Source organism: Curtobacterium sp. MCBD17_028, from assembly GCF_003234875.1.
GTDB lineage: Bacteria > Actinomycetota > Actinomycetes > Actinomycetales > Microbacteriaceae > Curtobacterium.
Genome location: NZ_QKTQ01000001.1, coordinates 16,329 through 40,195 on the forward strand (window position 1 = coordinate 16,329; position 23,867 = coordinate 40,195).

Here is a 23,867-nt window from a genome sequence, read left to right on the forward strand (position 1 = left end):
TCCGACGGTGCTGCAGCACGTGTGGCTCGTCCGCCACGGCGAGCAGGTCCGGCACCGCGACGGAGCGCTCACGGTGCGTGGGACGCAGCAGGCCGACGCGGTGATGCGGCGCCTCCGGACCGAGCCGATCGGGAGGATCGTCATCAGCCCGGCACGCCGCGCCCGCGACTCCGCGACGCCGCTGCTGATCGACGGCCCCGCGGTCCCTGTTCGAGTGGACGACCGGGCGCGTGAGCGCATGGAGTACGACCCACCGGTCGTCGACGACGCATCGTGGGATGCGTTCCGAGAAGCGTGGGACCGCACGGAGCGCGATCGGGACCTCGTTCCGGCCGTCGGCGATTCGTCGCGCGCCGCCGCGGCACGGCTCCGTCACCTGATCGACGACGCACTCCCCGACGCAGGTGATCTCGTCGTGGTCACCCACGGCGGCATCATCCGCGACGTGCTGCGAGACACCGACGACGAGATGCGATCGCACCGCCCCGACGCCCTCGCGGGGCTCCCGCACGGGTCGATCACACGTCTCGACGTCGTCGCCCTCGGCTACCACGTGGGCGAGATCGGCACGACGGAGCACCTGCCTGGGTCGCTCTCGGCGGATCCTCATCAGTGAGGCCCGCGCGTCAGCTCCTCCGACGCCCTCCAGAGCCGATCCGCCGCGTCGGGATCGAGCGCCCACGCCTTCACCCCGTGCGGGTGATCCGCGAGACTCGCCTCGTTCGGAACCGTGTAGGCCTCTTGGCAGTCGTCGAGGTAGTGCCCGCCGGTGTGGGCGAACTCGTGCGCGGCCGCGGCGACCATGGTGGTCGCGGCGCCCTGCTCGACCGTCTTGTAGGCGAACACGCCAGCGGCTTCGGCGGCTTCCAACGACGCCTTCTGCGCCGCCGAGAAGTTCCGCTGGAGCCCGGTGGCGATCCCGCCCGGGTTGACGGCGTTCGCGACGATGCCGTCGTCCGCCCAACGGCGCGTCGCCGCCACGGCGAACAGGGAGTTCGCGGTCTTGGCTCGTGCGTAGGCAATCTGGGGATCGTACTCGGATCGGGTGAAGTCGAGGTCGTCGAGGTCGACGTTCGCCCGCATGTGCGCGGTGGAACTGAGCGCGACGATCCGGGCGCCGTCGCGCTCCGCGGCGCCTCTGGCGAGTGACCGTCGAAGACCATTCGCGAGCGCGTGGTGGCCGAGGTGATTCGTGGCGAACTGCAGCTCACGCCCTTCCGCCGTCCGCTCGAGCCCCCCGGTCACCACACCGGCGTTGTTGACGAGCAGGTGCAGCGGAGCCTCCCAATGCGCCACGAAGGCGGCCACGGAGGCTCGATCCGCGAGGTCGAGGTGACGCACGTCCGGCCGGCGGCCCGTCGAATGGGCGACGACGTCGGCCACCGCCGTGCCGGCAGACGTGTTCCTGACGGCGAGCGTGACCGCAGCGCCGGCGGCGGTGAGGGCGCGGGCCGTCTCCACGCCGAGTCCTGACGACGCGCCCGTGACGATCGCGCGCAGACCGATCAGATCGACGTCGACGAGGACGTCAGCGGCGGTGGACTCGGCGTCGAACCGCGTTCGGATGAGCGGAAGGGGCATGCGGGCAACTGTACCGACTGGACAGGTTCTGTCTAGTCGGTATGGAAGGCGGTATCATCGGCGGCATGGTCGACACCTCCACCGGCACGGATGTGGGACGCCGTCGGAGCGTGCTCGAATCAGCGCTCGACACGTTCGCACAAGCGGGATACCGGCGGACATCGATGGACGTCATCGCGCGAGCAGCACGGATCTCCCGCCCGGGGTTGTACTTCTTGTTCGAGTCGAAGGAGGCGTTGTTCCGGGAGGCCGCGGCACACGTCCTGACCCAGGATCTGGCAGCGATCGAACAGCTCCTCGCGGACGACACGCGGCCCATCGCCGACCGCCTGCTCGACGCGTTCGACCGGTGGGCCGGACGGTACGTCGGACCGATGGTGCGCGACGTGTCCGCCGTGATCGCCGACAACCCGGAACTCCTCGATGACACGGCCCGTGAGGCTCCCGCGCGGTTCGAGGCGATGGTGACCGCGGCGATCAGCGACCACTGCGAGGCGGCAGCGGATGTCGCGCGAACGCTGAGCAGCGTGTCGGTGGGGCTGAAACACCAGGTTGACACCCGCGACGAGTACCGGGCGCGGCTCGAGGTGGCGATCCGGCTCGTTCTGCTGACAGCGGCGACAGCGGATACGGCAGGATGAGTCGACGCGGCAGCGAGGGGAAACGTGCCGCACGAGGGGGCACCATGCGCACACTGCTGGTCGCTGTCACTGCCACATGCGCAGTGATCGCGTTGACGGGATGTTCGACCGCCGCGCCGCATCACGCCCCGCGGAGCACCGCCGCACACACCACGAGAGCCGCGTCGACACCCACCCCCGACCCGGGCATCGCGGTGACCTGCGCCGGGCTGACGGAGCTCGAGACGGACCTGTCGGCCGCCGGCATCGAGCGCAGTGCGGGCACCATCCAGGACGCCGGCTACGCCGCGATCGTCAACCTGACACCGACCGTGGTGTCGGGGATGCTGCGGACCCCGAACCGCGGCCTGGTCGCCGACCTCACCAGCATCCAGGACGCGATCGCCAGTTCCCCACCGGTCGTCGCCTCGGCGCAGTTCGACCCGGATGCGCCCGCGTTCAGCGCGGGGATGCAACGGGCACAGCGCGATTGTGCGGCCAACGGCACACCGCTCGTCGCGGACGCGCCCGCCGGCCAAGGGTGATCCCGGCCTGCGAGCCCGCGACCGCGAGACCAGCGACCCTCAGTCGGCCGGGGCCATGTAGAGGAACCCGAGGTTGTTCCCGTCCGGGTCCTCCAGGTCGCGGGAGTACATGAACCCGAGGTCCTGCGCGGGTTGGGGCTCGTGCCCACCGGCGGCGATCCCCTTCTCCACGATCGCATCGACCTCGTCGCGGGAGTCGCGTGTCAGGTTGAGGCCGACCTGCGCATGGGTCCGCGGGTCGGCGATCTCCTTCGTGGTCATCGTCGCGAAGAAGTCTCGTGCGACGACCATCAGGTGCAGGTTGTCGGCGAGCTCGAAGCACGTTCCGTGCTCATCGGAGAAGTCCGGGTTGACGGGGAACCCCAACGCTTCGTAGAACGCAGCCGACCGCGCCAGATCAGCTGACGTGATGCTCACCCACATGCTGCTCGTCATCGATGCCTCCGGGGTCGTCGCCGTCGCGAGCCAGCCTGCTCGGTCCGGATCCGCTCGTCAACGGGCGCATCGGATCCCCAGCGCATCCGAGTCGACCGGACGGTTCGACGACGCGGGTCACCGAGCGTGGTGCCATGGTGGCGGCCGAGCGCGGAGATCGACAACCGCCACCGGCCCGTGGTCCACGTGCCGACGGTGCGGTAGTGCCACCGAGTGATGCACGGAGCGGCGACAGCGCGGCGTCGAGCGCGGGTTGGCTACGCTCGGCCCATGTCCGACGCCGGAGGGGACCCCCGTTTCGTGATCGCCGCCGACGCCGGGGGCACGTTCTCCCGCGTCGGGTGTTTCGCCCTCGACGGCAGCCTGCTCGGCTCCGCCACGGGCCGAGGCGGAAGTCCGTACCACCAAGCGGACGCCGCCGCGAACGTCGCGGACACGACGGTCCGCGCGTTGCAGGACGCCGGCCGCGACGCTGCTGACGCTGTCGCGCTCGTCGCCGGGCTGGCGATGGTGAGCCGTGCCGGTTCGAACCAGGGCGACGGGGACAACGGCTGGGCCGACGACTTCTTCCGCGTGCCGGGGCTGCAGTGCGAACGGCTCATCCTGAACGACGCGGTCGTCGCGCACCGCGGCGCCCTGCTCGGTGCCCCGGGGATCATGGTGGTCACCGGCACCGGCTCGATGATCCTCGCGATCGACGCGGACGGGACCGAGGTCGAGAGCGGGCAGTTCGAGCACTACGCCGGCGCGGCTCGGCACCTGGCCTACGAGGCGGTGCAGCTCATCCTGCTCGGCGCCGCCGGTCCGGACGACGACGAGTTCGTCGCCGCGGTCCTCCGCTCCTGGGGCGCGGACGACGTGCCGGGACTCCGCCACGTCATCCTCGGCCTCGCGCACGTGGACCGGATGGAGGTCCGGCACCGGTTCGGCGCACTCGCGCCCCTCGTGACCGAGGCCGCCGATCGATCGCCGCTGGCGGATCGGGCGCTCCGCGACCTCGCCCGCAAGACCGCCCGCGGCGTCGGACTGCTCGCTCCCCTCATCGGCGGCGACCGCGTGACGGTGTCGACGACGGGCGGTCTGGCGACGACACCGGCGTTCACCGCCCGCCTCGCGGACGCGCTCGATGAGGACACGTACGCACCGGCGGCACTGGTGCCGGCCGCGCTCGACGCGCTCCGCGGTGCAGCGCTGATCGCGTACGGGACCGTCGGGGCGGCCACCAACCGGTCCGTCATCGACCGTCTGCACGAGAGTCAGCAGGACGTTCGACCCGACGGCACCGTCGCTCGATCGTGACGTCGCCGGGCCGCCTGATCCGCCATGCTCGTGCCATGTCGGTAGGGAGGCCCGTGGTGGCGGTGGCCGCAGCGCTCGCCGTGGTCGCGGTGCCGCTGGAGGCTCGGCGACGTTCAGCTGGGTCGGTCTCACCACCGAGGGTGATCCGGTACCGACCTTCGTCCGCACGACGCCGTCGGGCGTCTCCGTGGCCTCCACGTCGGCGTTCGACGCGTACGGCCAGAGCGGATGGACGACCTGGGACTGCCCCGACCTGCAGGACCTCCTCCGCGGCCGCCAGTGCGTCGCGGCGACGGGCGCGGGGCGGTGAGACCAGGACCGGCCGCAGCTGGGCCCGAAGGCCCTCCCTGCGCCGTCTCGCTCGGTAGCGTGGGGCGATGGAACCGGTGACGCTCCGAACGCCGCGGCTCGTCCTCAGCCCGCAGAGGACCGAGGACGCGGATCAGATCGTGGCGTACTGCCAGGACCCGGACGTCATCGCGTTCACCCCGATACCGGTGCCCTACGGACGCCACGAAGCTGAGTCGTTCGTCCGGCAGGTCGAAGCGGGATGGCGGGACGGGACCCGGTTCGAGTTCGCGGTCCGCCCGCGAGCCGACCCCACCGACGTCCTGGGCGCGGTGAGCATCTTCGGTGTCGCAGACGGAGCCGGAGAAGTCGGGTACCTGCTCGCGCCCGCCGGTCGCGGCCACGGCTTCATGACCGAAGCGGTCAGCGCGATCCTCGACTGGGCGTTCGCCGGTCCTCCCGACGGTCTCGGGCTCAGCCGCGTGCAGTGGCATGCCCTCCCTGAGAACGAGGCTTCCGCTCTGGTCGCGCAACGATGTGGGTTCCGCCTCGAAGGACGGCTTCGATCAGCCCTGACACATCGAGGGTCGCGCCGTGACCAACTCCTGGCGGCGGTGCTCCGGACGGACGACCGCCGGCAGCCGATCCGTTGGGACGACGGTCAGCAGTAGCTCAGACGAGCCATCACCAACAGGCACCTGTCGACCATGAGCGGACCGGTCACCCCCACCAGGGCTCGTCGACGACGACGGGGTACCGGTTCGCGATCTCGATCCACAGTGCTTGGAGCAGGCCGCGCACCTCCGCAAGCCAATCGGTGTCGCCGGTACCGTCGATGGTGAGCTCGTCCACGTCGCACCGTGCGACCCAGCCGCGGAGGGCATCGTCGAGGGCAGCCGGAGGTGCGTGCCTGCAGCAACCCGAATGCTGCAGGCACGCACGGAGCCGTTTCGTTCCAGGGCAACCCGAATGCCCGGCATCGCGACGGCACGAACCAGCATAGGACCTCTCGTGGGATGGTCCTGGGGAAATCCCGTCGGCGCTCTCGACCCGCTCGTCATCTGCGTCATTGCAGCGGAGGCTCCGGCAGCACGACGCGGACGTTCCACCACGTCAGACAGGAGCTTCCCGGAGCATGCCGACCGTCAGAGACAGCGCGCCGGCAGCTTTGGCAGCCAGGGCTGCTCGTCAGCCGATCGCAACCGGCCCCCTTCGGTTGCTCGCGGCGAGCAAGCTCCGCGAGGTCGTCACCAAGCCGTGCGAGGACCGGTGCGGGTGCTTCACTGGGCCAACGATCACGAAGCCACCGCCCCGCCTGTAAGAGGTCAATGTGGCCCCGGTCCTGTTGGACGACTCGAGCGTGCAGGTGTTCAGCTGCCCGTTCGAAAGCACCCGGGTCGGGAGTGACGTTCGACGCGATCGAGCGCTCGATGGAGCGGCCGCCAAGTCCCAGGGACGGGTAAAGCGCCGGGCGCGCGGCCGAGGCCTGAGCTGGGTGCTGCCGAGCGCGACGATCCTGATAGCGCCGAAAGAGGTGCGCCGCGAGCCACGTCATGAAGCTGGTGTCCCCCTCACCGATGCGTCGAGACCGCTGTCGCTTTGGTTCACCCGTCGTGGATCACCTGCCGTGCCGTCAGCGCCCCGACCGACCAGCTCGTTCTGAGACGATCAACACCGCGAACGCCACAACGATGAGCACTGCCCCGAGGATCTGCGTCGGCATTCCCGGGGGCAGGACGAAGAGTGCAACGCCGCAAGCCGCGAGCACGATCAGGAGCGTGAGAGCCCAGGGGCGGATGCGCATGCGTCTGTTTACCATCGGCAGCCCGGCACGCTCCGTCTCGCTAGTCGATCGGCAGCCGGACGTCGGCATAGCTGGAGAAGCGACGCGTCAGTCCTCGGGGAACGGACGACGAGCGATCCACACGGTGAAACCAATGATGACTAGCGCCTCGAGAGCCAAGGGGAAGAAGCCCCACCCGGGCGCGAAGCCTGCTGCAAGCGATCCAAAGCCCAGGATGGCGAGTGCAACAGCACCTAGTGCGAGGAATGCAGCCGGGATCAGGCTCAACAGGGGTTGAGCGTTGAGCGCGAGCTGAGCGTCACGAGCCCATCGCTTGTCTCGCCCTCGCCAAACGATCCCTGCGACGGTGAGCACGAGGATCGCCACACTCACCAGGGGGAACAGGGCCTCGGCCATGGAGTGAGATTACGGCCACGCCGGCGTCGACGCGCGTCTCGATGGCAAGATCAGCTAGCGGGATGCTGATCGCCCCCCGCTAACGGGTGCCCGCGCCCGGGGTCCGCTGGGCCGACCTCGAGAAGCCAACGCGGCACCGTTGCCGTGCAGATCGATCCATCCGGCGGCAGCTCACCGTGCCGAGCTCGTACTCGCATTCATTGCAGGTCGTCCGCGTCACGTCCTCTCCGCCCGGGTGTTCGTCCCACCGATGCGTGCATGCGGGGCAGGCCGTGCCCCCGAGCCGCCTCGACACGGCGCCGTAGTTCAGAGGCGCCGGCGCACCGTCCCATGGCCGCCATCGGCCCCATCGGCGGAGCGCGATCGGGGTGGTTCCGACGTCGAGCGGCACTTCGCTCCGCGTCGACGTGGTCACGACGACCACACATGGGATGACGCCTCGAAGCGCCGCCGCTGTTGCGATGACGTCGATGCTTTCGGGCACGAGCTCGCCGGTCCCGCCGGTGCTGTCCAGGACGACGTCGGTTGCCTTGGAAATAGTCAGCATGACCGGCAGTCGCACCGTCCAGAGGCTCGTGTCGTGTTCGTCGACCCACCCGTGCAGGAGCAGTTGGCCGCCGCTCACTCGAGCGGCGGTGACGTCGAACGTCGCGTCGTCGAGAGCCGCGAGGGTGCGAGCTGGCACGGCGCGATCTTCGCACCTCCGAACACCGCGACGTGGGGATTGCCGACGACGCGATGCAGGTACCCGTGACTTGATCGGCTGTGGAGAGCCTCCAGGGTGAGGCGCACCGCGCCGTTACCGGCCGTCCCGGGGCCCGAACGCGATGAGCGCCAGGACCACTTCCTCGTCGTTGCGCGGCGTCGCATGTGAGAAGAACACCGGCCCGAACCCGTCGATGTCGACCGTGACGTTCTCAGCCATCGGCTCCAGGAGGGCACGGTGCTCGGAGGCGAGCTGCGCCGCGCCCCACACTGACACGGGGTCATCGCCGAGGCCGACGTCGATCCCACGAGACATGGACAGCAGCTCCCGGTCCGCGTTCCCCCTGATCAGGACCGCCCGGTCGCCGAGTTGCATGAGGCGGTCGAGGACCTGCGCCGGTTGAGGGCCCCAGGTGTGGTCTCCCGTCACAACGATCAGCTCCGCGCGCTGCACGGCTGGCTCGCTGAGGACCCGCTCGAGCGCAGGCAGCATGCCGTGCACATCGGAGAGGACGGCGACGCTGGAAACCATGACCTCACAGTGCCACGAACGCCCGGCGAGCAATCAGCCACCCGCACAGGGACGTATGGTGCCAAGCTCCTTGCTCGTGGGTTTGCGATCTGCAAGCGTTGGCGCATGGGCGACAACGTGACCACGCTGCGTCGAGTGCCCGGGTTCCGCTCGTACTGGTCGGCCGCGACAGTCTCGTCGTTCGGATCAGCGGTGAGCGCGGTCGCCGTACCGGTTCTCGTGGTGACGGTGCTGCACGCCACTCCGTTCGAGGTGGGCCTGGTGAACGCTGCCCAATTCCTCCCGTATGCATTGTTCGGTCTGATCGTCGGCGCGTACGTCGATCGCTTCCGGCGGAAGCCACTCCTGATCTGGGCGAGTGTCGGTCGGTCGTGGCGTGTGCCTCGGTACGATTCCGGTCCTCTGGCTGACTGGACTACTGAACCTCTGGGTGACGGCGGCGGCGTTGTTCGTGTTCGGTGCCTTGTCGGTCGTGGGCTTCGCCGCCACGCAGTCTCTCCTGCCTCGGATCGTCCCTCGCCCGCTCCTCTTGGCGGCGAATGCGCGGGTGGATCAGAGTGACGCGGCAGCGCAGACGGTGGGCCCGGCTCTCGGCGGTGTCGTGGTCAGCGTCGTCACCGCGCCGGTCGCGATCGCCCTCGACTCGGTGAGCTACTTCGTCGACGCTGTCCTCATCGCCCGGGTCCGCGTTGTCGAGCAGAAGCGGGCACGCCTGCCGGGTACGCGGCTGCGGCACGACATCGTTGACGGTCTGCGTTGGACGTACGGTCATGCAACGCTTGCGCCTCTGGCGCTGTCCACACACCTGTGGTTCCTCGCCAACGCCGCGGGTTTGACGGTATTCGCGACCCTCGCGCTTCGCACCCTCGCACTACCAGCCGCCGTGTACGGGGCCATCATCGCCGTCAGCGGAGTCGCGATGCTCCTCGGCGCTACCGCTGCGCCGCGCCTCGGCACCCGCTTCGGTGCCGGCCAGACGATCATCGCCGCTCGAGCCGCGTACCCGATCGCGTGGGCGGCCATCACGTTCGCAACCGTTGGCAGTGGCGCTGCAGCGCCGCTGGTGGCCGTCGTGGTCTTGTTCGTCGCGTTCGCCGTGCATGGCGCTGCGGCGGGGTGCGAGAACGCGAACGAGATGAGCCTCCGCCAGACCGTCACACCCGACGCCCTCCTCGGCCGCATGAACGGCACGATGCGCAGCGCGAACCGAACGCTCGCCGCAGTAGGAGCAGTGGGTGGCGGTGCCCTCATGACCGTCGCCGGAGATCGCTTCGCCCTGCTCGCGGTGACTCTCGTGTTCGCCGCCGCCGTAGTTGTCGCTGCGTGCTCACCCCTGCGAACCACGACCGTTCGCTAGCGAATCGTCAACGGGACCTCGACCGACCCGGCTCCCGAAGTCTTCGTGCGCAGTTCGCCCCAAGGAGCTCAGTGGGAGGGTCCGTTGCGCGCCGAGCCAGCTGAGTCAGGCGAGGTGGTTACGGTTCGAGCATGAGCGAGCAGCTGTCCGTTCCCGAACTCGCGGCGCAGATCGGTGCCGACCCGAAGCAGATGCGTGGCTGGATGCGAAGGCAAGGCTGGCGGCACCCGAGCGAGACCGGGCAGCCGTGGAGCCTCACCGGCGAGCAGATCGCGATTCTGACTGCCCGATTCTCGAAGACCACGGCCCTCTCCGCCACGGAGCCGTTCGTCGGGGTGGAAACGGCCTCCGCACCGTTGCCGGAACCAGAAGACCTTGATGAGGTTAGCGGCGAATCTGCGACGCCACTCGCGCGCCTGAGTGTTGGGGATCTGCTCGACACCTACACGAACGTCCTCGCCGAACTCCGCACCCGACACCTGATCCGCACGAACAACGCACCCATCGGAGACCTCGCCGAGTTCTGCGCCGCAATCGTCTACGACGGGCTGCTCGCGCCAAACTCGGAGAAGTCGTACGACCTGACCGCTGCCGATGGTCGCAAGGTGCAGGTGAAGGTGCGGCTGGTCCGGCCCGGCATGGCAAGCGGCGCCGTATTTTCGCCGCTCCGGTCGTTCGACTTCGACATTTGCGCCTTCCTCGTCATCGATAACGAAGCCGGTGAAGTCGTCGCGGCGCGGGAGTGGACTCCAGTCGAGGTGCGCGAGCACGGGTCCTTCAAGAAGCACACCAATGGCACGGTCGTCACGGTGTCCCAGGTGCGCTCGTCCAAGGCCCGCGGACTCGACCGGACGGCGGACTTTGACTCGGCTTGGCGGGAGCTGCTCAGCCAAACCCGATGAACGGGGAGGAGCCCGACCCGTTCCCTTGACGATCCCCTACTGGGCGACCGAAGCGAAGACGCGCCGGTGACCAGGGCCGCGCAGGACAAGCTTCCCGGTCACGGACCGTCGTCGGAGTTGATCTCCTTGTCCGGCCGTTCGACACGAGCCGAGCCGTGGAGGGCGAACCCGATTGCGGCAACGATTGCAATTAACGCCCCCATCCCCGAGATGACGAGTCCGCCGGTTCCGAGTCCGATGTACCGGACGAGAAAGCCGATGAGCGCGACAACGAGCCCGCCGGCGACGGCGCCGATTCCGCCCGCGAGGCCGAGCACTCGAGGGGGAAGGTGTGCCGACATGCTCGAAGTCAACCAGCGCCAGGCACCGTCCGGTCGTCGATCGGCTGACGAGACGGGTCGTGTAGGCCGGTCACCGCCTTGTGGGAGCCGGCGGCGGTCAGCTGCCGGAGTGCCCGCTTCCGCTCTTCCGTTGGTGGAGCGTGACGATGAGTTGAGCGATGTTGCCCAGGAGCCAGACCGCAACCAAGATGAAGTTCAGGATGATCGGGTTGACGATCGCTTGGACGAGCAAGAAGACACCGGCTGCGATCCACATGACCCAGATCCACCTCCGCAACCGGCGGCTTTCCTCCGGCGACCGAGGCGGCTCTTCCGGCTGTTCGTCCGTCACTGCTGTTCCTGCCCTTCGGTGGAGGCGGAATCGTCGGGGCGGACGCGTCCCTGCGCTCCGACGTCATCGGCTCCGGTCGGTGTCCGTTCTGCCCGAGTTCGTTCTTCCGTTCGCGGCGCGTGATGAGGAGTCGAGTGACTCCGCCGAGGAGCCAGAACGCGGCCCGGAGGCGCGGTGTGCCGAGCATCCACTGCAGGGTCTTGTTCTGCCGCCGCTGTTCGATCACGGCTGCACGCGACCGCGGCGAGGAATCCTCGCGCACGCCTGAGGTTGGTCAGCCCGAGAGTCGCCTCAGCAGCGACTGGCGCCCGGCACTGTCGTGTCCGATCGCCGATGGGTCAACGACACGTCCTCGTCGCCGACCGACGAGTGCCTGGCCTGCCTAAACTGTACGACCAAGCGGAGCGGGGGGAGGGGCCATGACATCACTCGGATGGGTTCTGCTCGCTCGCGTTGTCGATATCGAGACTTGGATGCATCTCGTTCTCCCGTCCGCAGCCGCGCATCCGATTGCCGCGCTCCTGGTCTTGACGGTCGGCACGGCTGTGGCAATGGTCCTCGTGCATGCCGCGGACCGCGTGATCTGCGTTGTATTCGCGATTGACATTGCCCTCTGGTCGGTGGCGAGCGCGTCGAGGCCGCAGCCGGACCTGCGGCCTCAGATGAGCGTGATGCTGGCAAGCGGGCACGGGCCGCGTGCGCCGGGGCGGCTCGTCCGTCGTCCTGCCGCACGCACCTGATCGTTTCCCGCTAGGACGGTTCACTACCGCTGTAGTGGCTGTCTACTGCTCGTCGAGTGGCGTGCGTGGTTCGACGGTTCGCCGTCCGCTGCCCGCAAAACCATCAGGAGCGCTCATGCTCGACAGCTTCCGTCGTCGTCACATCCCATCAAGAGTGCCCCCGCGATACCGCCAGCCCTTTCCGCGCAAGATCAGCCTGTGGCGGGCTCGCGTGCGGCGCGCTCGGTACGGGGCGGCGAGACTCCTGATGTTGTTCACCGGCTGGGTATGGTTCGCGGCAGCGTCGTTCGTGGGTTTCGAAATGTTCGACATGATCTTCGGCACGTTCCTCCTTGCGCCCGAACTGCTTCCCGTGGTGCTGATCGGGTTGGCTTTCGCGTGGTACTTCCGCGAAACGCTCAGCAGGACGAAGGGGTCGATTCGAGTGCGCCTACGACTTGCGCGGATGCGCCGAAGCACGCAGCCCGAGCGATCCGTACATCACCGGAGCCGACGATGACGCTTTGCAGCTCTGGACGCACTGCCGCAGAGGAACGCGCCGTACTGCTGAACGTCCGGTAGCCGATCCGCTTCCGAAACAGACCCGGTGTGCGTCCCTAGGATCGCCGCCATGGGTGCTGTACGGAAGCAGGTGCGTGCCGATGACGGGACAGCAATCGCGTACACGATCTATGCGGGTGAGGGCCCCGTGGTCGTGATCCTGCACGGACTCGCGGGCAGCAGCTGTGAGTTCATCCCAACGGCCCACGCGCTCGAGGGGCGGAGAGTGATCCTCGTCGACCAGCGTGGGCACGGCCGAAGCACCACACGGCCGACGGACACGTCCCGTGGCGCGTTCGTCGCCGACATCGTCTGCGTTATCACGGCGGAGACATCAGAACCGGTCGATGTAGTCGGACAGTCGATCGGTGCACACACCGCGATGCTCCTCGCGGCAACCAGACCTGACCTCGTCCAGCGGCTCGTGATGCTCGAAGGGAACCAAGGCGGAGGAACAGCCGAAGAACACGCCGCGCTCGGGAACTACTTCCGGTCCTGGACCGTCCCATTCGCCAGCCGCTTCGTCGCCGCCGCCGCGCTGGGAGACAGCCCCCTCAAGCGCGCATGGGTCAATGACCTCGAGGAACGGGCCGATGGGCTCCACCCTCGATTCGACGCCGACGTCATGCAGGCCACTATCGAGGCAACGGAAGAACCTCGCTGGGCGGAGTGGGAGAGCATCGAGGCACCGGTGCTCGTCATCTACGCCGATGGCGGGATGTTCTCGGAAGCGGACAAGTCGGAGTTCGTGCGCCGCGGCCGGAACGTGCAGCGCGTGGACCTCGGCAACGCCTCGCACGACGCACACCTCGATGCGTTCGACCAGTGGATCAGCGCCATACATCCATTCATTACCGCCCGGTGAAGGATCGGTCATCGGGACGCTCATCACTGAGATGTCGAATCAGAAGATCGCCTGAGGGTTGACGGGGACGCCCGTGAGGCCGTGGAGGCGGGGTGGCGCGACGCTGAGGAGGAAGGCGTGTCGACCAAGCTCGTCGCAGGTCGTGGCGAGGTCATCGGTGGCGACGCTGTCAATGAGGGGCATGCCCAGGCGGGCCAGCCCCACCATGTGCATCGGCATGGGCATCTGGGGATCGCTCGGTGGGAAGGAGTCGCTGACGTCGCCGGCGTAGAGCGAGACGCCGCGGTCGTGCATCCACGACACCGCGTCGACGGTCATGCCCGGGGCCTGGGCCTGGGCGTCCCAACTGAAGCCCCAGCCGCTCCGCACGACCACGGCGTCGCCGGGTAGGACTTTGACCCCAGCGTGTTCCTCTGCCGTGTTCAGGTCGGCGGATGTGATCGGGTGCGCGGCCGGCAGCGGACCGTTCGATGCCAGATCGAGCAGGATGCCTCGCGTGACGATGCCCTCGGCGAAGGCGGTCGTCGAGCTGAAGAGGACGCCTCCTGCCCTGACTGCATCCGTGACCGGGCGTCCTGGGTAGACGGTGCCGTCGACGGGCATGTGGGCGAACGCGTCGAGGTGCGTCAGCGCCGGGTGGTGCGGTGTGACGATGAGCACCTCGGACATGCCCATGGGTGGTGTGCCCGTGTACAGCAGCGCTTGCTGGACCGGGGGTGACGGCGGGGACGGCGGAGCGAACGGCCCCCCGAGCATGGACGCTGGCTCGACGGGCAGCGCGAGCGACACACTCTTGCCGACCTGCACCTGCTCCGCGGCGCGCGCTCTCGCGGCGTCATCGATCAGGTTGAGCGTGCCGAGTTCGTCGTCGGCGCCCCAACGGCCCCTGTTGTCAGGTAGTGCGGGTGCGGTCATGGTGTCTGTCCTGTCGATTCGACGGAGTACGGGTGCGTGATGCACACTCCAAGGAGGTCCCGCAGAAGCAGGTTCCTGCACCATATACGCACAAGCAGGAACCTGCTTTCCCTGTCGCAAGGAGACGCCGAACGTGGACGACGCTGAAAGAACCGGTCTCGACTCGGTGCTGGGCTGGAATGCCCTGAAGGTTGCACGCATCATCGGCTCGCGGATCACCGCGGGCATGGCCGAGCGTGACGTGAGCCTGGTGCAGTTCGGTGTGCTGTCGTGCCTGGCGGACGGTGCGCAAATGACATCGGCAGAGATCGCGCGGGCCGTCTTCGTGCGCCCGCAGAGCATGTCCGATGTACTCGACGGGATGGAGCGACGCGGCCTCGTCCACAGGGTCGGTGTCCGCGCACGCGGCCGGAGGAACCCGGCGGCGATCACGCCGGCCGGGCAGGCCGCGCTGGATGCGGCACAGACTGTGGCCCTGGCGACGAACGACCTCAGCACCTTCGGGTTGGACGCCTCGCAGAGTGCTCAGCTGAACGCGTTGCTGCTCACCGTGATCGACGGTGCTCGAGCTGCACCCGTCGTCGACGCCTCGTTGTGACCCGTGCCCGATGCATGGTCCGCCGCCGAACGACGGAGCACGACCACCGAACGACGGCGCACGACCGGACGATGCGCCGGACGCCGTGTCTCACAGAGCCCGTCCGGTGTCAGTCTCGATGCGGGCACGTCATTCGAACGTCGGCATCCGCCGGGGCGCATCGCCTAGGCGGAGGCACGTCTGCGTGAACCGCAGAATCCCTCTCGTCACCTTGCCGGCGACGTCAGCAGCAGGGGGTGCCAAACGGTGCCTCGGGATGAAGCGAGAAGCACGACCACACCGCGAAACGAAGAGGGCCCCCGGAGACCCGGGGGCTGCTACGTGGTGGGCGATACTGGGATCGAACCAGTGACCTCTTCCGTGTCAGGGAAGCGCGCTACCGCTGCGCCAATCGCCCAGAGTTGAACTCCTACCGCCCTTGCGAACGATACGAATTCGAGGTGGGGACGGGATTCGAACCCGCGTATACGGCTTTGCAGGCCGCTGCCTCGCCTCTCGGCCACCCCACCGTGCTGAGGTTCACGTCTCCGTGAGCACCGGATCGGTGGGGATCCTCTCTGGTGAGCCTTCAGGATCCGGGGATCCTTGCACTCGAGCGGATGACGAGATTCGAACTCGCGACCCTCACCTTGGCAAGGTGATGCGCTACCACTGCGCCACATCCGCATCGCCGCCACTGGACGGTCCGTTTCCGGCCCGCCGCTCGCTGCGACTCCGTTACTCTATCCGACCTCCAGCCCGGATCGCAAAACGAGCCAGGCCGGGCGTGTCAGCGAGCTGACGACGCGCGCGGACGTCACCGAATAGGACGACGGCGCTGCTTCCAGTAGTATCGATGGGCGCGGGCAGCCGCGCAGGGGCGATTGGCGCAGTTGGTAGCGCGCTTCGTTCACACCGAAGAGGTCATCAGTTCGAGTCTGGTATCGCCCACCACCACGAAGGCCCCGGGGAGTCCCCGGGGCCTTCGTCGTTCCGCAGGGTGGCGTCGTCTCAGCCGCTGACGCCGTCCCGCCAGGCGAGCAGCGCCTTGACCGGCGCCAGGTCGATGTCCGGCCCGCTCACCCCGATGGTGAACAGCCGTGCCCCGAGGGCGTGCTGGGCATCGAGGGCGGAACCCTGCTCGGCGGTCAGCGTGCCGGAGACGTCGACGCCCGTCGAGATCTCGATCGCGTCGGTGGGCCGGCCGACGCGCTCGCACCACTCGTGCAGCACGCCGAGCTTGCGCTCGAGCGTCTCGACGTCCGAGAAGCTGTGCCAGATGTCGGCGTGCTCCGCCACGATGCGCAGCGTCTTCTTCTCGCCGCCACCGCCGATGAGCACGGGGATCTTCCGGGTCGGCGCGGGGTTGAGCGCTGCCCAACGGGCTTCGATCCGGGGCATCGCGGCATCGAGCGCGTCGAGCCGGCTCCCGGCCGTGCCGAAGTCGTACCCGTACTCGGCGTAGTCGCGCTCGAACCACCCGGACCCGATGCCGAACACGAGCCGCCCGGCGCCGTCCTTCGCGCTGATGTGGTCGACGGTGCGGGCCATGTCGGCGAGCAGGTCCGGGTTCCGGTAGGTGTTGCAGGTCACGAGCGGGCCGAACTCGATCCGGGTCGTCTGCTCGGCCCAGGCGGCGAGCATCGTCCAGCCCTCGAAGTGCGTGCCGTCGGGGTCGCCGGACAGCGGGAAGAAGTGGTCCCAGTTGAAGGCGATGTCCACTCCGAGGTCCTCGAGCTCGGCGAGGGTGTCGCGGATGGTGGCGTAGGGCGAGTGCTGCGGGGCGATCTGGACGCCGACGCGGACGGTGGAGGCGGGCACGCGGTTGCTCCTTCGAGGGAGTGCTGGACGGGACTCCTCGCCACGCTAGCCCGGACGGCGACGGGACGGCGCGCCGATGGTGGCACGGCGTCCCGTCGGGTCAGCTGCGGCCTTCGGTGCCGCCCTTGAGCATGGCGCCGAACGCCGCGCACACGCCGACGCCGCCGAGCACGCCGATGCCGATGATGACGACTGCGATGACAGTGAGCATGGGGGTCCTCCAGATCCGAACGGTGCGTCCGCAACGCTACCCGGTCGGGAGGGACGGCTCCCCCATCCGGACGGCCTGCATCCTGTGGACCCGCACCGGAGGCCGCTTGGAGGAAACCTCCACAGGGGCGTCGACTCCCCCGGGTCGGCCTTGTCGGGCGACCACGCGGCTGCTGGCGAGCGCGCGGAGGCGGGCATAGCCTCCCGTCCATGGTCGACATCGCCGTCCCTGACGTCCCCATCGCACCCACACCGGACGCGTCCGGTGGCTCGTCACCCCACGCGGCCGACCGGCGGTCCCGTCCGCGCATCGACGTCCCCGGTGTGGCCGAGATGCTGCTCGGACGCTGGGCGGCGGACCGCCGGATCTCGCGCGCGCTGGCGCTCGACCCGGCGACGCACCGCCTCGAGGGCGCCTCGGTCGACGACCACCGCGAGCGGGCCCTCGCACAGTGCCGGCTGCTCGTCGAGCAGGGCGCTATCCAGCGTCCGTTCCCGCGGTCGTTCGGCGGTCAGGAGAACCACGGCGGCAACGTCGCGGCCTTCGAGGAGCTCACCACGGCGGACCCGTCGCTGCAGATCAAGGCGGGCGTGCAGTGGGGCCTGTTCGGCTCGGCGGTGCTGCACCTCGGTACGGAGCACAACCACGAGGAGTTCCTGCCCGACATCCTCGACTTCACGGTGCCCGGCTGCTTCGCGATGACCGAGACGGGGCACGGCTCCGACGTCCAGAGCATCGCCACGACCGCGACGTACGACCCGGCGACCGAGGAGTTCGAGATCCACACGCCGTTCCGGGGTGCGTGGAAGGACTACATCGGGAACGCGGCGGTGCACGGGGTCGCCGCGGTGGTGTTCGCGCAGCTCGTCACGGGCGGGGTCGGGCACGGCGTGCACGCCTTCTACGTGCCGCTCCGTGACGCGACCGGCGCGTTCCTGCCCGGGATCGGTGGCGAGGACGACGGCGTCAAGGGCGGCCTCAACGGGGTGGACAACGGCCGGCTGCACTTCGACCACGTCCGGGTCCCGCGGACCAACCTGCTCGACCGGTACGGCGCGGTCGCGCCGGACGGCACGTACTCGTCGCCCATCGCGTCCCCCGGCCGCCGGTTCTTCACCATGCTCGGCACCCTGGTGCAGGGCCGTGTGTCGCTCGACGGCGCCGCGGTCGTCGCACAGAAGCTCGCGCTGCAGATCGCGGTCACGTACGCGTCCGAGCGTCGGCAGTTCCCGACCGCCGAGGGCGAGGAGGGCGTGCTCCTCGACTACGGGGAGCACCAGCGCCGGCTCATCCCCCGCATCGCCCGCGTGTTCGCGCAGTCGTTCGCCCACGAGCGGCTCCTCCGCACCTTCGACGACGTGTTCAGCGGTCGCGCCGACACGCCGGAGCGGCGCGAGGACCTCGAGACGCAGGCCGCGGCGTTCAAACCGCTGTCCACGTGGGCCGCGCTCGACACGCTGCAGGAGGCCCGCGAAGCGTGCGGCGGGGCCGGGTTCCTCGCCGAGAACCGGCTCACCGGCCTCCGGGCCGACCTCGACGTGTACGTGACGTTCGAGGGCGACAACACCGTGCTCCTCCAGCTGGTGGGCAAGCGCCTGCTCGGTGACTTCGCCGCCGCGGCACCACGGGACCCGGCCGGGGCAGCCCGCTTCGTGGCCGCTCGGGTCGCCGGCCGGGTCGCCGATGTGACGCGGGTCCGTGCGGTCGGGCAGACCGTGCTCGACCGCGGTTCCGTCCGCCGCGCGTCGCAGGACCTCCGGGACCCGGTCACGCAGCGCCGACTCCTCGCCGACCGCGTCGACACGATGGTGGCCGGCATCGGCATGCGTCTCCGCAGCGCGGGGAAGGACCGCGTCCGCCAGGCGCGCCTCCTCAACGAGCAGCAGCACGAGCTCATCGAGGCCGCTCGTGCCCACGCGGAGCTCATGCAGTGGGACGCCTTCACGGCGGCGCTCGCCGACGCCCCCGACGACGACTCGCGGACGGTGCTGACGTGGCTCCGCGACTGCTTCGGGCTCGGGCTCGTCGAGGAGCACCTCGCCTGGCACCTCATGCACGGGCGTCTGTCCGCGCAGCGGGGCGCTGCCGTCTCGGCCACCATGGACCGGCTCGTGGGCCGACTCCGGCCGCTGGCGACGGACCTCGTGGCGACGTTCGGGTACGAGCCCGGCCACGTCCGCGCGCCGATCGCCTCGGGGGCGGAGGCGCGACGGCAGGACGAGGCCCGCGCGTGGTACGCCGCCGAGCGGGCCGCCGGACGGACTCCCGGCGCGGAGCCCCGCCCGCGACGATGAGCAGAACGGTCAACCCTGGTGCGTTGATCCGGGAGCAATCAACCTCCCAGGGTTGATCGGCACCAGATCAACCTCGTAGGGTTGACGCGGAGGTCGAGCATGTACGTCATCACCGCAGACCAGATCGACAGTCGACACGGAGCCGACCTCGTCGAGGCCGCGCTCGCCGCGATCAGGGCGGCCGTGGGGACCCGGTTGCTCCTCCCCGCGGACCGGACCGCCGGCGACGAACTCCAGATCGCCACCGCCGACGCGGGCGCCGCACTCGACGTCGTCTTCCGGCTCGCCCGCGCGGGTGACTGGAGCATCGGGTGCGGCATCGGCGACGTCCAGACGCCGTTGCCCACGGCGACCCGTGCGGCATCCGGGACCGCGTTCTACCGTGCGCGCGAAGCCGTCGAGCGCGCGAAGGACCGGCCCGACCACGTCGCGGTCGCCGTGGAGCCGGGCCGGCACCGCACCGCCGACGACGTCGAACCCCTCGTCACGCAGGCAATCCGGCTCCGCGCGCGCCGGTCCCCCGAGGGCTGGGAGCTGGCCGACCTGCTCGACCAGGGCATGAGCCAGCGTGAGGCCGCCCGACACCTGGGGATCAGCCCGCAGGCGGCGAGCAAGCGCGCGGCCGCCGCCGGGCTCCGTGAGGACGACGCCGTGCGGGCGGCGCTGGTCCGGCTGCTCGAGGACGCGGACCGCCCGGAACCGGACGGAGCGCCGACATGACCGCGGTGCAGGTCCTCGTCTGGATCGTCGGCCCCGTGGTCCTGCTCGTCTGCTGCATGCTCGCACTCACCTCGGGCCGGGAACCCCGCACGGCGGCCGGCCTCGCCGGGGTCGTACCCCTCGCCGCCGGCGGACTCGCGCTCGCGTTCCACGTCGGCGTCCCCGCCCCCGACCCGGCACTCGCGAGCGTCATGACCGTGCTCATGAGCGTGCTCGGCGTCGTCGGCGGCGGACCCGCCACCGCCGTCGTGCTCCGCCTGGCGACGCACCGCGATGCGACGCCCGGGCGCAACGGAGGCATCCTCATCCTCGACCAGCGCGGGGACGGGCAGCGACACGAGGTCCTCCGCGGTGGCGCGGCGATCGGTCACCTCGAACGCATCGCGGTGGTCGCGGCGATCCTCGTCGGTCGACTCGAGATCGTCGCCGCGGTGATCGCGATCAAGGGCCTCGGCCGGTTCTCGGAGCTCGACAGCGCGGAGGCCCGGGAACGGTTCATCATCGGCACGCTCGCGAGCATGCTGTGGGCCGGGGCGTTCGCAGCGCTCGTCGCGCTCGCCTGACGCGGTCAGCCGGGAGGCAGCCTCAGCGACGCTCCTCGGCGTCGCCGCGACGGTCCCCACCCGGGGCGCCGCCGCCCCCGCCCAGGGCACCGAGCGCCGCGCGCAGCCGCGCTTCGGCATCGCTGGAGGACCGGCTCGCCTCGACGTTCGCCTCGGTGACGGCGGCGACGACCTCTTCACGCTGGATCTTGACGCCGCGCGGGGCGTCGATGCCGATGCGGACGCCGTCGCCGCGGGAGTCGAGGACGGTGATGACGATGTCCTCACCGACGAGGATCCGCTCGCCGATCTTGCGTGTGAGCACCAGCATCCCGACAGCCTATCGGCGGACGGGCGCGGGGAGCCCCCGGTGCGGACTCGGCACGGCGCCGATCGCGTCGACGGTCACCGCCAGCTCCGGACGTCGACCACGGGGAACCCGAGCATGTGCACGGTCTCCGGCGTCGTCGTGTCCTCGGCCCCGACGCTGAGGACCCCGGTCACGCCGATCGTCCGCTGCACCGCGCGGACCTCGCGCGCCGTGTCGTCGTGCTTGCGGCCCGCGTCCACGACCACCCACACCTGGTCGGGCGCGATCCCCACGAGTCGTGCGGCACGCTCCGGGTCGTCCGCCGCACCGCTCCACACGAACGACGACACGACCGCCGTGCCCTCCTGGACCCCCGCGGCTCGGGCGAGGATCGCCGATCGCCGGTCCTCGACAGGCAGGATCCGGAGCGCGTGTGCGGTCGCCACGACCGGGAGGACCTCGGTCACCGCCGCGGACCGGCCCACGACGAGCACGAGGTCACCGTCGGCGCGACGGACCGCGGGCGGGTCGGGAATCCGGTCCGTCGCGTCGGGGACGGGAGCCCGCACGAACCCGTCGACGCCGGCCGCGACCGGGGTGAGGGGCGTCGACTCGACGAGCCGGTCCTCCCGGTCGGACGGCAGCGGAACGGCCGGGCCCACCGCGGGCGTCGCCGTCCCGGCCCCACCGAGGGCCTCACCGAGCGGGACGCGCGGCGCCAGGCCGTTGAAGGTGAAGTCTTCCATGAGCGAAGCGAAGGCGTCCGAGCGGGTCGCGACGACCTCCTCGTCCGCTCCCACCAGGAGCGGACCGGCCGGGCCGGCACCGGACGACACCGACCTGCCCGAGGCCGGGATGCCGGGAACGGGGCGGAGGGACCCGCGCGCTTCCTCGGCGGCGCGGCGACCACGACGGGTCGTGACGGCGTCGGCGGCGGCGAGCCGGTCCTCCCGGGCCTCGGCGTCCTCGAGCAACGCGAGGATCCCGGCGCGACGGGGCCCACCCGCGTCGATGGCGACGCGCGCCACCGGTTCGTCGCCGGGCGCCGGCACCTCGACGGTCGCCTCGTAGTGGTGCTTCCGGAACAGGCCGCCGATGCCGCCCGTCGTCACCCGCTCGGCCGCGACGATGCGGGCCGCCGGGCCGAACTCGGCGCGGACGTCGGCGCGCAGGGCGTCGAGCGTCGGCGCACTACGCTGCGATCGGATCGGCGGCACGGACGACTCCCACGGTCTCGATGGTGGAGCCCGCGGCGGTCGCCTCCTGGTAGGAGAGCACCGGCAGGCCGTTGGACTGGGCGGACACCAGGCGGTGGATCGCCGGACGGAGCTGCGGCGCACACACGAGCACGGCCGACAGGCCCTGGTGCTCGACGGCGCCCACGGCATCGCGGACCGATCCGAGCACCTGCTCCACCCGGTGGGCGTCGAGCAGGATCTGCGTGCCCTGCTCGGACGGGCGGAGCCCCTCGAGCATGGACTGCTCGAGCCCGGGGTCGATCATGATCACCCGGAGCACGCTGCCGTCGAGGTAGCGCGCGGCCAGGGCGGGGCCGAGCGCCGCACGGGCCGCCTCGACGAGTCCCTCGGGGTCCGTCGAGACCTTCGCCCGGAGCGTCAGCGCCTCGCAGATGCGCCCGAGGTCGTTGATCGGCACCCGCTCGGCCAGGAGGCCCTGCAGCACACGCTGGAGCTCGGCCATCGACAGCATGCCCGGCACGAGTTCCTCGACCGCTGCCGGGTTGGTCTGCTTGACGCCCTCCGTCAGGACCTTGACGTCCTCACGCGTGAGCAGCCGGGCGGCGTTGTCCCCGATGATCGCCTGCAGGTGCGTGACGAGCACGGACACGCGGTCGATCACCGTCGCGCCGGTCATCTCGGCGGCGTGCCGGAGCTCGGCGGGGACCCACCTGCCGGCCAGCCCGAACACCGGCTCGGTCGTCGGCTCCCCCGGCAGCCCGTCGAGCTGGTCGCCGAGGGCGAGCACGCTCCGTGCCGGCGCGGTGCCGCGGCCCGCCTCGACCCCCGCGATGCGGATCGCGTACGTCGACGGCGGCAGGTCGACGCTGTCCCGCGTGCGCACCGGCGGGACGACGAGTCCCATGTCGACCGCGATCTTGCGGCGGAGGGCGCGGACGCGCCCGAGCAGGTCGTCCGAGGCCCCGGACACCATGTCGACGAGGTCGGGCGCGAGCAGGATCTCGAGCGCGTGCACCCGCATCTGCTCGATGAGGTCCTCGGGGGTGTCCCCCGTCGGGGCGACGGCCGCGGCCCGCTCGGCCCGTTCCGCGGCGGCCGCATCGGCCTTCGCCGTGACCCCGAGGCGGTACGCGACGATGAGGAGCGCCGCCCCGACGAGCAGGAACGGGACGATCGGCATGCCCGGGATGAACGCCATGCCGCAGGCCGCGATCCCCGCGATGAGGATCGCGTTGCGGGACTGCGTCAGCTGGGTGGCGGCCGAGGAGCCCATGTCGGCGTCCGCGTTCGACCGGGTGACGATCATGCCCGTGGACACCGCCATGAGCAGCGCCGGGATCTGCGTCACGAGGCCGTCACCGATCGTCAGGATGCCGTACTTGCCCAACGCGTCGGTGATCGACAGCCCGTTCTGCACCATGCCGATCGCGATGCCGCCGACCAGGTTGATGACGATGATGAGGATGCCCGCGATCGCGTCCCCCTTGACGAACTTCGAGGCGCCGTCCATCGCGCCGTAGAAGTCCGCCTCGGCGGACACCGCTGCCCGGCGCTCCTTGGCGACGGTGTCGGTGATGAGTCCCGCGTTGAGGTCCGCGTCGATGGCCATCTGCTTGCCGGGCATCGCGTCGAGCGTGAACCGCGCCCCGACCTCGGCCACGCGCTCGGCGCCCTTCGTGACGACGACGAACTGGATCACGACGAGGATCATGAAGATCACCGCGCCGATGATCACCGACCCCGAGACCGCGACGTGCCCGAAGGCCTGGATGACGTCGCCCGCGAACCCCTTGCCGAGCACCAGTCGCGTCGACGCGACGTTGAGTCCGAGCCGGAACAGCGTCGCGACGAGCAGCAGCGACGGGAACACCGAGAAGTCGAGCGGCTTCCGCACGAACAGCGTCGTGAGCAGGATGACGAGCGCCAGCAGGATGTTGCAGATGATGAGGAAGTCGAGGACGAACGACGGCACCGGCATGATGAGCAGCAGGATGATG

General features: G+C 70.0%; 27 protein-coding genes, 4 tRNA genes and 1 pseudogene. 17 read left to right on the forward strand and 15 right to left on the reverse strand.

Translation table 11 applies throughout. The features are described 5' to 3' along the window. Window positions 1-7 precede the first annotated feature (7 nt). A complete protein-coding gene (locus DEI86_RS00085; protein WP_181439660.1) occupies window positions 8-616 on the forward strand; it encodes a histidine phosphatase family protein in 609 nt (202 codons plus the stop codon). On the opposite strand, the gene DEI86_RS00090 is transcribed toward DEI86_RS00085, so the two are convergent. Further along, the gene (locus DEI86_RS00090) at window positions 610-1,581 is read right to left on the reverse strand and encodes an SDR family NAD(P)-dependent oxidoreductase (protein ID WP_111048490.1); all 972 of its coding nucleotides are present in this window, start codon (window positions 1,579-1,581) and stop codon (window positions 610-612) included. The two genes, DEI86_RS00085 and DEI86_RS00090, sit on opposite strands and share 7 nt — an antisense overlap. A 65-nt stretch (window positions 1,582-1,646) precedes the next feature. Here DEI86_RS00090 and DEI86_RS00095 point away from each other — a divergent pair, with 65 nt between their 5' ends. Both DEI86_RS00095 and DEI86_RS00100 read left to right on the forward strand, forming a co-directional pair. Continuing rightward, window positions 1,647-2,222 (forward strand): TetR/AcrR family transcriptional regulator, encoded by a 576-nt coding sequence (locus tag DEI86_RS00095; RefSeq protein ID WP_111048714.1) that lies wholly within the window; start codon window positions 1,647-1,649, stop codon window positions 2,220-2,222. 44 nt (window positions 2,223-2,266) lie between these two features. Then, on the forward strand, window positions 2,267-2,746 hold the full coding sequence (locus DEI86_RS00100) for a hypothetical protein (protein WP_146244833.1): 480 nt from the start codon (window positions 2,267-2,269) through the stop codon (window positions 2,744-2,746). Window positions 2,747-2,785: 39 nt separating this feature from the next. Here the strand turns inward: DEI86_RS00100 and DEI86_RS00105 are convergent, their stop codons facing one another. Continuing rightward, complete coding sequence (locus DEI86_RS00105; RefSeq protein WP_111048492.1) at window positions 2,786-3,181, reverse strand: VOC family protein; 396 nt, start codon at window positions 3,179-3,181, stop codon at window positions 2,786-2,788. A 270-nt stretch (window positions 3,182-3,451) separates the two neighbouring features. Between DEI86_RS00105 and DEI86_RS00110 the strand changes: the two genes are divergently transcribed. From DEI86_RS00110 to DEI86_RS00115, 3 genes are all read left to right on the forward strand, one after another. Further along, window positions 3,452-4,480, forward strand: coding sequence for a BadF/BadG/BcrA/BcrD ATPase family protein (locus DEI86_RS00110; RefSeq protein WP_181439661.1), 1,029 nt, complete (start codon window positions 3,452-3,454; stop codon window positions 4,478-4,480). 187 nt (window positions 4,481-4,667) lie between these two features. Continuing rightward, window positions 4,668-4,790 carry a hypothetical protein gene (locus DEI86_RS16750; protein ID WP_258368448.1) on the forward strand — a complete coding sequence of 41 codons (123 nt, stop codon included), beginning with the start codon at window positions 4,668-4,670 and terminating at the stop codon, window positions 4,788-4,790. A 67-nt stretch (window positions 4,791-4,857) separates the two neighbouring features. Further along, on the forward strand, window positions 4,858-5,439 hold the full coding sequence (locus DEI86_RS00115; RefSeq protein ID WP_111048494.1) for a GNAT family N-acetyltransferase: 582 nt from the start codon (window positions 4,858-4,860) through the stop codon (window positions 5,437-5,439). 49 nt (window positions 5,440-5,488) lie between these two features. On the opposite strand, the gene DEI86_RS16755 is transcribed toward DEI86_RS00115, so the two are convergent. From DEI86_RS16755 to DEI86_RS00130, 3 genes are all read right to left on the reverse strand, one after another. Then, window positions 5,489-5,620 (reverse strand): hypothetical protein, encoded by a 132-nt coding sequence (locus DEI86_RS16755; protein ID WP_258376419.1) that lies wholly within the window; start codon window positions 5,618-5,620, stop codon window positions 5,489-5,491. 1,039 nt (window positions 5,621-6,659) lie between these two features. After that, window positions 6,660-6,968, reverse strand: a complete 309-nt coding sequence (locus tag DEI86_RS00120; RefSeq protein WP_111048495.1) for a hypothetical protein — start codon at window positions 6,966-6,968, stop codon at window positions 6,660-6,662. Window positions 6,969-7,767: 799 nt separating this feature from the next. Next, the gene (locus DEI86_RS00130; protein ID WP_111048497.1) at window positions 7,768-8,205 is read right to left on the reverse strand and encodes a metallophosphoesterase; all 438 of its coding nucleotides are present in this window, start codon (window positions 8,203-8,205) and stop codon (window positions 7,768-7,770) included. A gap of 105 nt (window positions 8,206-8,310) precedes the next feature. On the opposite strand from DEI86_RS00130, the pseudogene DEI86_RS16760 reads away from it, so the two are divergent. From DEI86_RS16760 to DEI86_RS00140, 3 genes and pseudogenes are all read left to right on the forward strand, one after another. Next, window positions 8,311-8,508 (forward strand): annotated as a pseudogene (locus tag DEI86_RS16760) (MFS transporter); the annotation flags it as partial. A gap of 127 nt (window positions 8,509-8,635) precedes the next feature. Further along, window positions 8,636-9,562, forward strand: a complete 927-nt coding sequence (locus DEI86_RS00135) for an MFS transporter (RefSeq protein ID WP_258376420.1) — start codon at window positions 8,636-8,638, stop codon at window positions 9,560-9,562. Window positions 9,563-9,693: 131 nt separating this feature from the next. Next, window positions 9,694-10,464 carry a DUF6998 domain-containing protein gene (locus DEI86_RS00140; RefSeq protein WP_111048498.1) on the forward strand — a complete coding sequence of 257 codons (771 nt, stop codon included), beginning with the start codon at window positions 9,694-9,696 and terminating at the stop codon, window positions 10,462-10,464. 98 nt (window positions 10,465-10,562) lie between these two features. Here DEI86_RS00140 and DEI86_RS00145 read toward each other — a convergent pair whose 3' ends face one another. Both DEI86_RS00145 and DEI86_RS00150 read right to left on the reverse strand, forming a co-directional pair. Continuing rightward, window positions 10,563-10,805 (reverse strand): hypothetical protein, encoded by a 243-nt coding sequence (locus DEI86_RS00145; protein ID WP_146244835.1) that lies wholly within the window; start codon window positions 10,803-10,805, stop codon window positions 10,563-10,565. 97 nt (window positions 10,806-10,902) lie between these two features. Then, window positions 10,903-11,136, reverse strand: coding sequence for a hypothetical protein (locus DEI86_RS00150; RefSeq protein WP_111048500.1), 234 nt, complete (start codon window positions 11,134-11,136; stop codon window positions 10,903-10,905). 419 nt (window positions 11,137-11,555) lie between these two features. On the opposite strand from DEI86_RS00150, the gene DEI86_RS00155 reads away from it, so the two are divergent. The 3 genes from DEI86_RS00155 to DEI86_RS00165 all read left to right on the forward strand — a co-directional run bounded on the left by DEI86_RS00155 (window position 11,556) and on the right by DEI86_RS00165 (window position 13,281). After that, on the forward strand, window positions 11,556-11,876 hold the full coding sequence (locus DEI86_RS00155) for a hypothetical protein (protein ID WP_146244836.1): 321 nt from the start codon (window positions 11,556-11,558) through the stop codon (window positions 11,874-11,876). Window positions 11,877-11,991: 115 nt separating this feature from the next. Then, on the forward strand, window positions 11,992-12,375 hold the full coding sequence (locus DEI86_RS00160) for a hypothetical protein (protein ID WP_146244837.1): 384 nt from the start codon (window positions 11,992-11,994) through the stop codon (window positions 12,373-12,375). 189 nt (window positions 12,376-12,564) lie between these two features. Next, a complete protein-coding gene (locus DEI86_RS00165) occupies window positions 12,565-13,281 on the forward strand; it encodes an alpha/beta fold hydrolase (protein WP_258376421.1) in 717 nt (238 codons plus the stop codon). 39 nt (window positions 13,282-13,320) lie between these two features. Here DEI86_RS00165 and DEI86_RS00170 read toward each other — a convergent pair whose 3' ends face one another. After that, on the reverse strand, window positions 13,321-14,196 hold the full coding sequence (locus DEI86_RS00170) for a cyclase family protein (protein WP_111048504.1): 876 nt from the start codon (window positions 14,194-14,196) through the stop codon (window positions 13,321-13,323). A 133-nt stretch (window positions 14,197-14,329) separates the two neighbouring features. Here DEI86_RS00170 and DEI86_RS00175 point away from each other — a divergent pair, with 133 nt between their 5' ends. Next, entirely contained in the window at window positions 14,330-14,794 is a 465-nt protein-coding gene (locus tag DEI86_RS00175) for a MarR family winged helix-turn-helix transcriptional regulator (RefSeq protein ID WP_111048505.1), read from the forward strand. Window positions 14,795-15,116: 322 nt separating this feature from the next. Here DEI86_RS00175 and DEI86_RS00180 read toward each other — a convergent pair. The 3 genes from DEI86_RS00180 to DEI86_RS00190 all read right to left on the reverse strand — a co-directional run bounded on the left by DEI86_RS00180 (window position 15,117) and on the right by DEI86_RS00190 (window position 15,460). Beyond that, window positions 15,117-15,191, reverse strand: a tRNA-Val gene (locus tag DEI86_RS00180). A gap of 41 nt (window positions 15,192-15,232) precedes the next feature. Further along, a tRNA-Cys gene (locus tag DEI86_RS00185) sits at window positions 15,233-15,303 on the reverse strand. An 85-nt stretch (window positions 15,304-15,388) separates the two neighbouring features. After that, window positions 15,389-15,460, reverse strand: a tRNA-Gly gene (locus DEI86_RS00190). Window positions 15,461-15,651: 191 nt separating this feature from the next. On the opposite strand from DEI86_RS00190, the gene DEI86_RS00195 reads away from it, so the two are divergent. Continuing rightward, window positions 15,652-15,727, forward strand: a tRNA-Val gene (locus DEI86_RS00195). Window positions 15,728-15,784: 57 nt separating this feature from the next. On the opposite strand, the gene DEI86_RS00200 is transcribed toward DEI86_RS00195, so the two are convergent. Continuing rightward, complete coding sequence (locus DEI86_RS00200; protein WP_111008862.1) at window positions 15,785-16,594, reverse strand: LLM class F420-dependent oxidoreductase; 810 nt, start codon at window positions 16,592-16,594, stop codon at window positions 15,785-15,787. Window positions 16,595-17,014: 420 nt separating this feature from the next. On the opposite strand from DEI86_RS00200, the gene DEI86_RS00205 reads away from it, so the two are divergent. The 3 genes from DEI86_RS00205 (at window position 17,015) to DEI86_RS00215 (ending at window position 20,382) form a co-directional block, all read left to right on the forward strand. Next, window positions 17,015-19,099 carry an acyl-CoA dehydrogenase gene (locus DEI86_RS00205; protein WP_111048506.1) on the forward strand — a complete coding sequence of 695 codons (2,085 nt, stop codon included), beginning with the start codon at window positions 17,015-17,017 and terminating at the stop codon, window positions 19,097-19,099. A 99-nt stretch (window positions 19,100-19,198) separates the two neighbouring features. Next, entirely contained in the window at window positions 19,199-19,819 is a 621-nt protein-coding gene (locus tag DEI86_RS00210) for a DNA-binding protein (RefSeq protein ID WP_111048507.1), read from the forward strand. After that, window positions 19,816-20,382: a hypothetical protein gene (locus DEI86_RS00215; RefSeq protein WP_111048508.1), complete on the forward strand. Its 567-nt coding sequence runs from the start codon at window positions 19,816-19,818 to the stop codon at window positions 20,380-20,382. The genes DEI86_RS00210 and DEI86_RS00215 overlap by 4 nt, the downstream gene beginning before the upstream one ends. A gap of 22 nt (window positions 20,383-20,404) precedes the next feature. Here the strand turns inward: DEI86_RS00215 and DEI86_RS00220 are convergent, their stop codons facing one another. From DEI86_RS00220 to DEI86_RS00230, 3 genes are all read right to left on the reverse strand, one after another. Then, window positions 20,405-20,692 (reverse strand): carbon storage regulator, encoded by a 288-nt coding sequence (locus DEI86_RS00220; protein WP_111048509.1) that lies wholly within the window; start codon window positions 20,690-20,692, stop codon window positions 20,405-20,407. Window positions 20,693-20,766: 74 nt separating this feature from the next. Further along, window positions 20,767-21,888 (reverse strand): hypothetical protein, encoded by a 1,122-nt coding sequence (locus tag DEI86_RS00225; RefSeq protein ID WP_111048510.1) that lies wholly within the window; start codon window positions 21,886-21,888, stop codon window positions 20,767-20,769. Next, window positions 21,863-23,848, reverse strand: coding sequence for a flagellar biosynthesis protein FlhA (locus DEI86_RS00230; protein WP_375334616.1), 1,986 nt, complete (start codon window positions 23,846-23,848; stop codon window positions 21,863-21,865). The genes DEI86_RS00225 and DEI86_RS00230 overlap by 26 nt, the downstream gene beginning before the upstream one ends. Window positions 23,849-23,867 lie beyond the last annotated feature (19 nt).

Excerpts from the sequence above, each read along its gene's own strand:
- DEI86_RS00230 (WP_375334616.1), bottom strand. The coding sequence starts at position 23,848 with ATGCCGGTGCCGTCGTTCGTCCTCGACTTCCTCATCATCTGCAACATC.
- DEI86_RS00170 (WP_111048504.1), bottom strand. The coding sequence starts at position 14,196 with ATGACCGCACCCGCACTACCTGACAACAGGGGCCGTTGGGGCGCCGAC.
- DEI86_RS00210 (WP_111048507.1), top strand. The coding sequence starts at position 19,199 with ATGTACGTCATCACCGCAGACCAGATCGACAGTCGACACGGAGCCGAC.
- DEI86_RS00100 (WP_146244833.1), top strand. The coding sequence starts at position 2,267 with ATGCGCACACTGCTGGTCGCTGTCACTGCCACATGCGCAGTGATCGCG.
- DEI86_RS00205 (WP_111048506.1), top strand. The coding sequence starts at position 17,015 with ATGGTCGACATCGCCGTCCCTGACGTCCCCATCGCACCCACACCGGAC.
- DEI86_RS00215 (WP_111048508.1), top strand. The coding sequence starts at position 19,816 with ATGACCGCGGTGCAGGTCCTCGTCTGGATCGTCGGCCCCGTGGTCCTG.
- DEI86_RS00145 (WP_146244835.1), bottom strand. The coding sequence starts at position 10,805 with ATGTCGGCACACCTTCCCCCTCGAGTGCTCGGCCTCGCGGGCGGAATC.
- DEI86_RS00140 (WP_111048498.1), top strand. The coding sequence starts at position 9,694 with ATGAGCGAGCAGCTGTCCGTTCCCGAACTCGCGGCGCAGATCGGTGCC.
- DEI86_RS00130 (WP_111048497.1), bottom strand. The coding sequence starts at position 8,205 with ATGGTTTCCAGCGTCGCCGTCCTCTCCGATGTGCACGGCATGCTGCCT.
- DEI86_RS00115 (WP_111048494.1), top strand. The coding sequence starts at position 4,858 with ATGGAACCGGTGACGCTCCGAACGCCGCGGCTCGTCCTCAGCCCGCAG.
- DEI86_RS00155 (WP_146244836.1), top strand. The coding sequence starts at position 11,556 with ATGACATCACTCGGATGGGTTCTGCTCGCTCGCGTTGTCGATATCGAG.
- DEI86_RS00095 (WP_111048714.1), top strand. The coding sequence starts at position 1,647 with ATGGTCGACACCTCCACCGGCACGGATGTGGGACGCCGTCGGAGCGTG.
- DEI86_RS00160 (WP_146244837.1), top strand. The coding sequence starts at position 11,992 with ATGCTCGACAGCTTCCGTCGTCGTCACATCCCATCAAGAGTGCCCCCG.
- DEI86_RS00105 (WP_111048492.1), bottom strand. The coding sequence starts at position 3,181 with ATGACGAGCAGCATGTGGGTGAGCATCACGTCAGCTGATCTGGCGCGG.
- DEI86_RS00220 (WP_111048509.1), bottom strand. The coding sequence starts at position 20,692 with ATGCTGGTGCTCACACGCAAGATCGGCGAGCGGATCCTCGTCGGTGAG.
- DEI86_RS00110 (WP_181439661.1), top strand. The coding sequence starts at position 3,452 with ATGTCCGACGCCGGAGGGGACCCCCGTTTCGTGATCGCCGCCGACGCC.
- DEI86_RS00090 (WP_111048490.1), bottom strand. The coding sequence starts at position 1,581 with ATGCCCCTTCCGCTCATCCGAACGCGGTTCGACGCCGAGTCCACCGCC.
- DEI86_RS00120 (WP_111048495.1), bottom strand. The coding sequence starts at position 6,968 with ATGGCCGAGGCCCTGTTCCCCCTGGTGAGTGTGGCGATCCTCGTGCTC.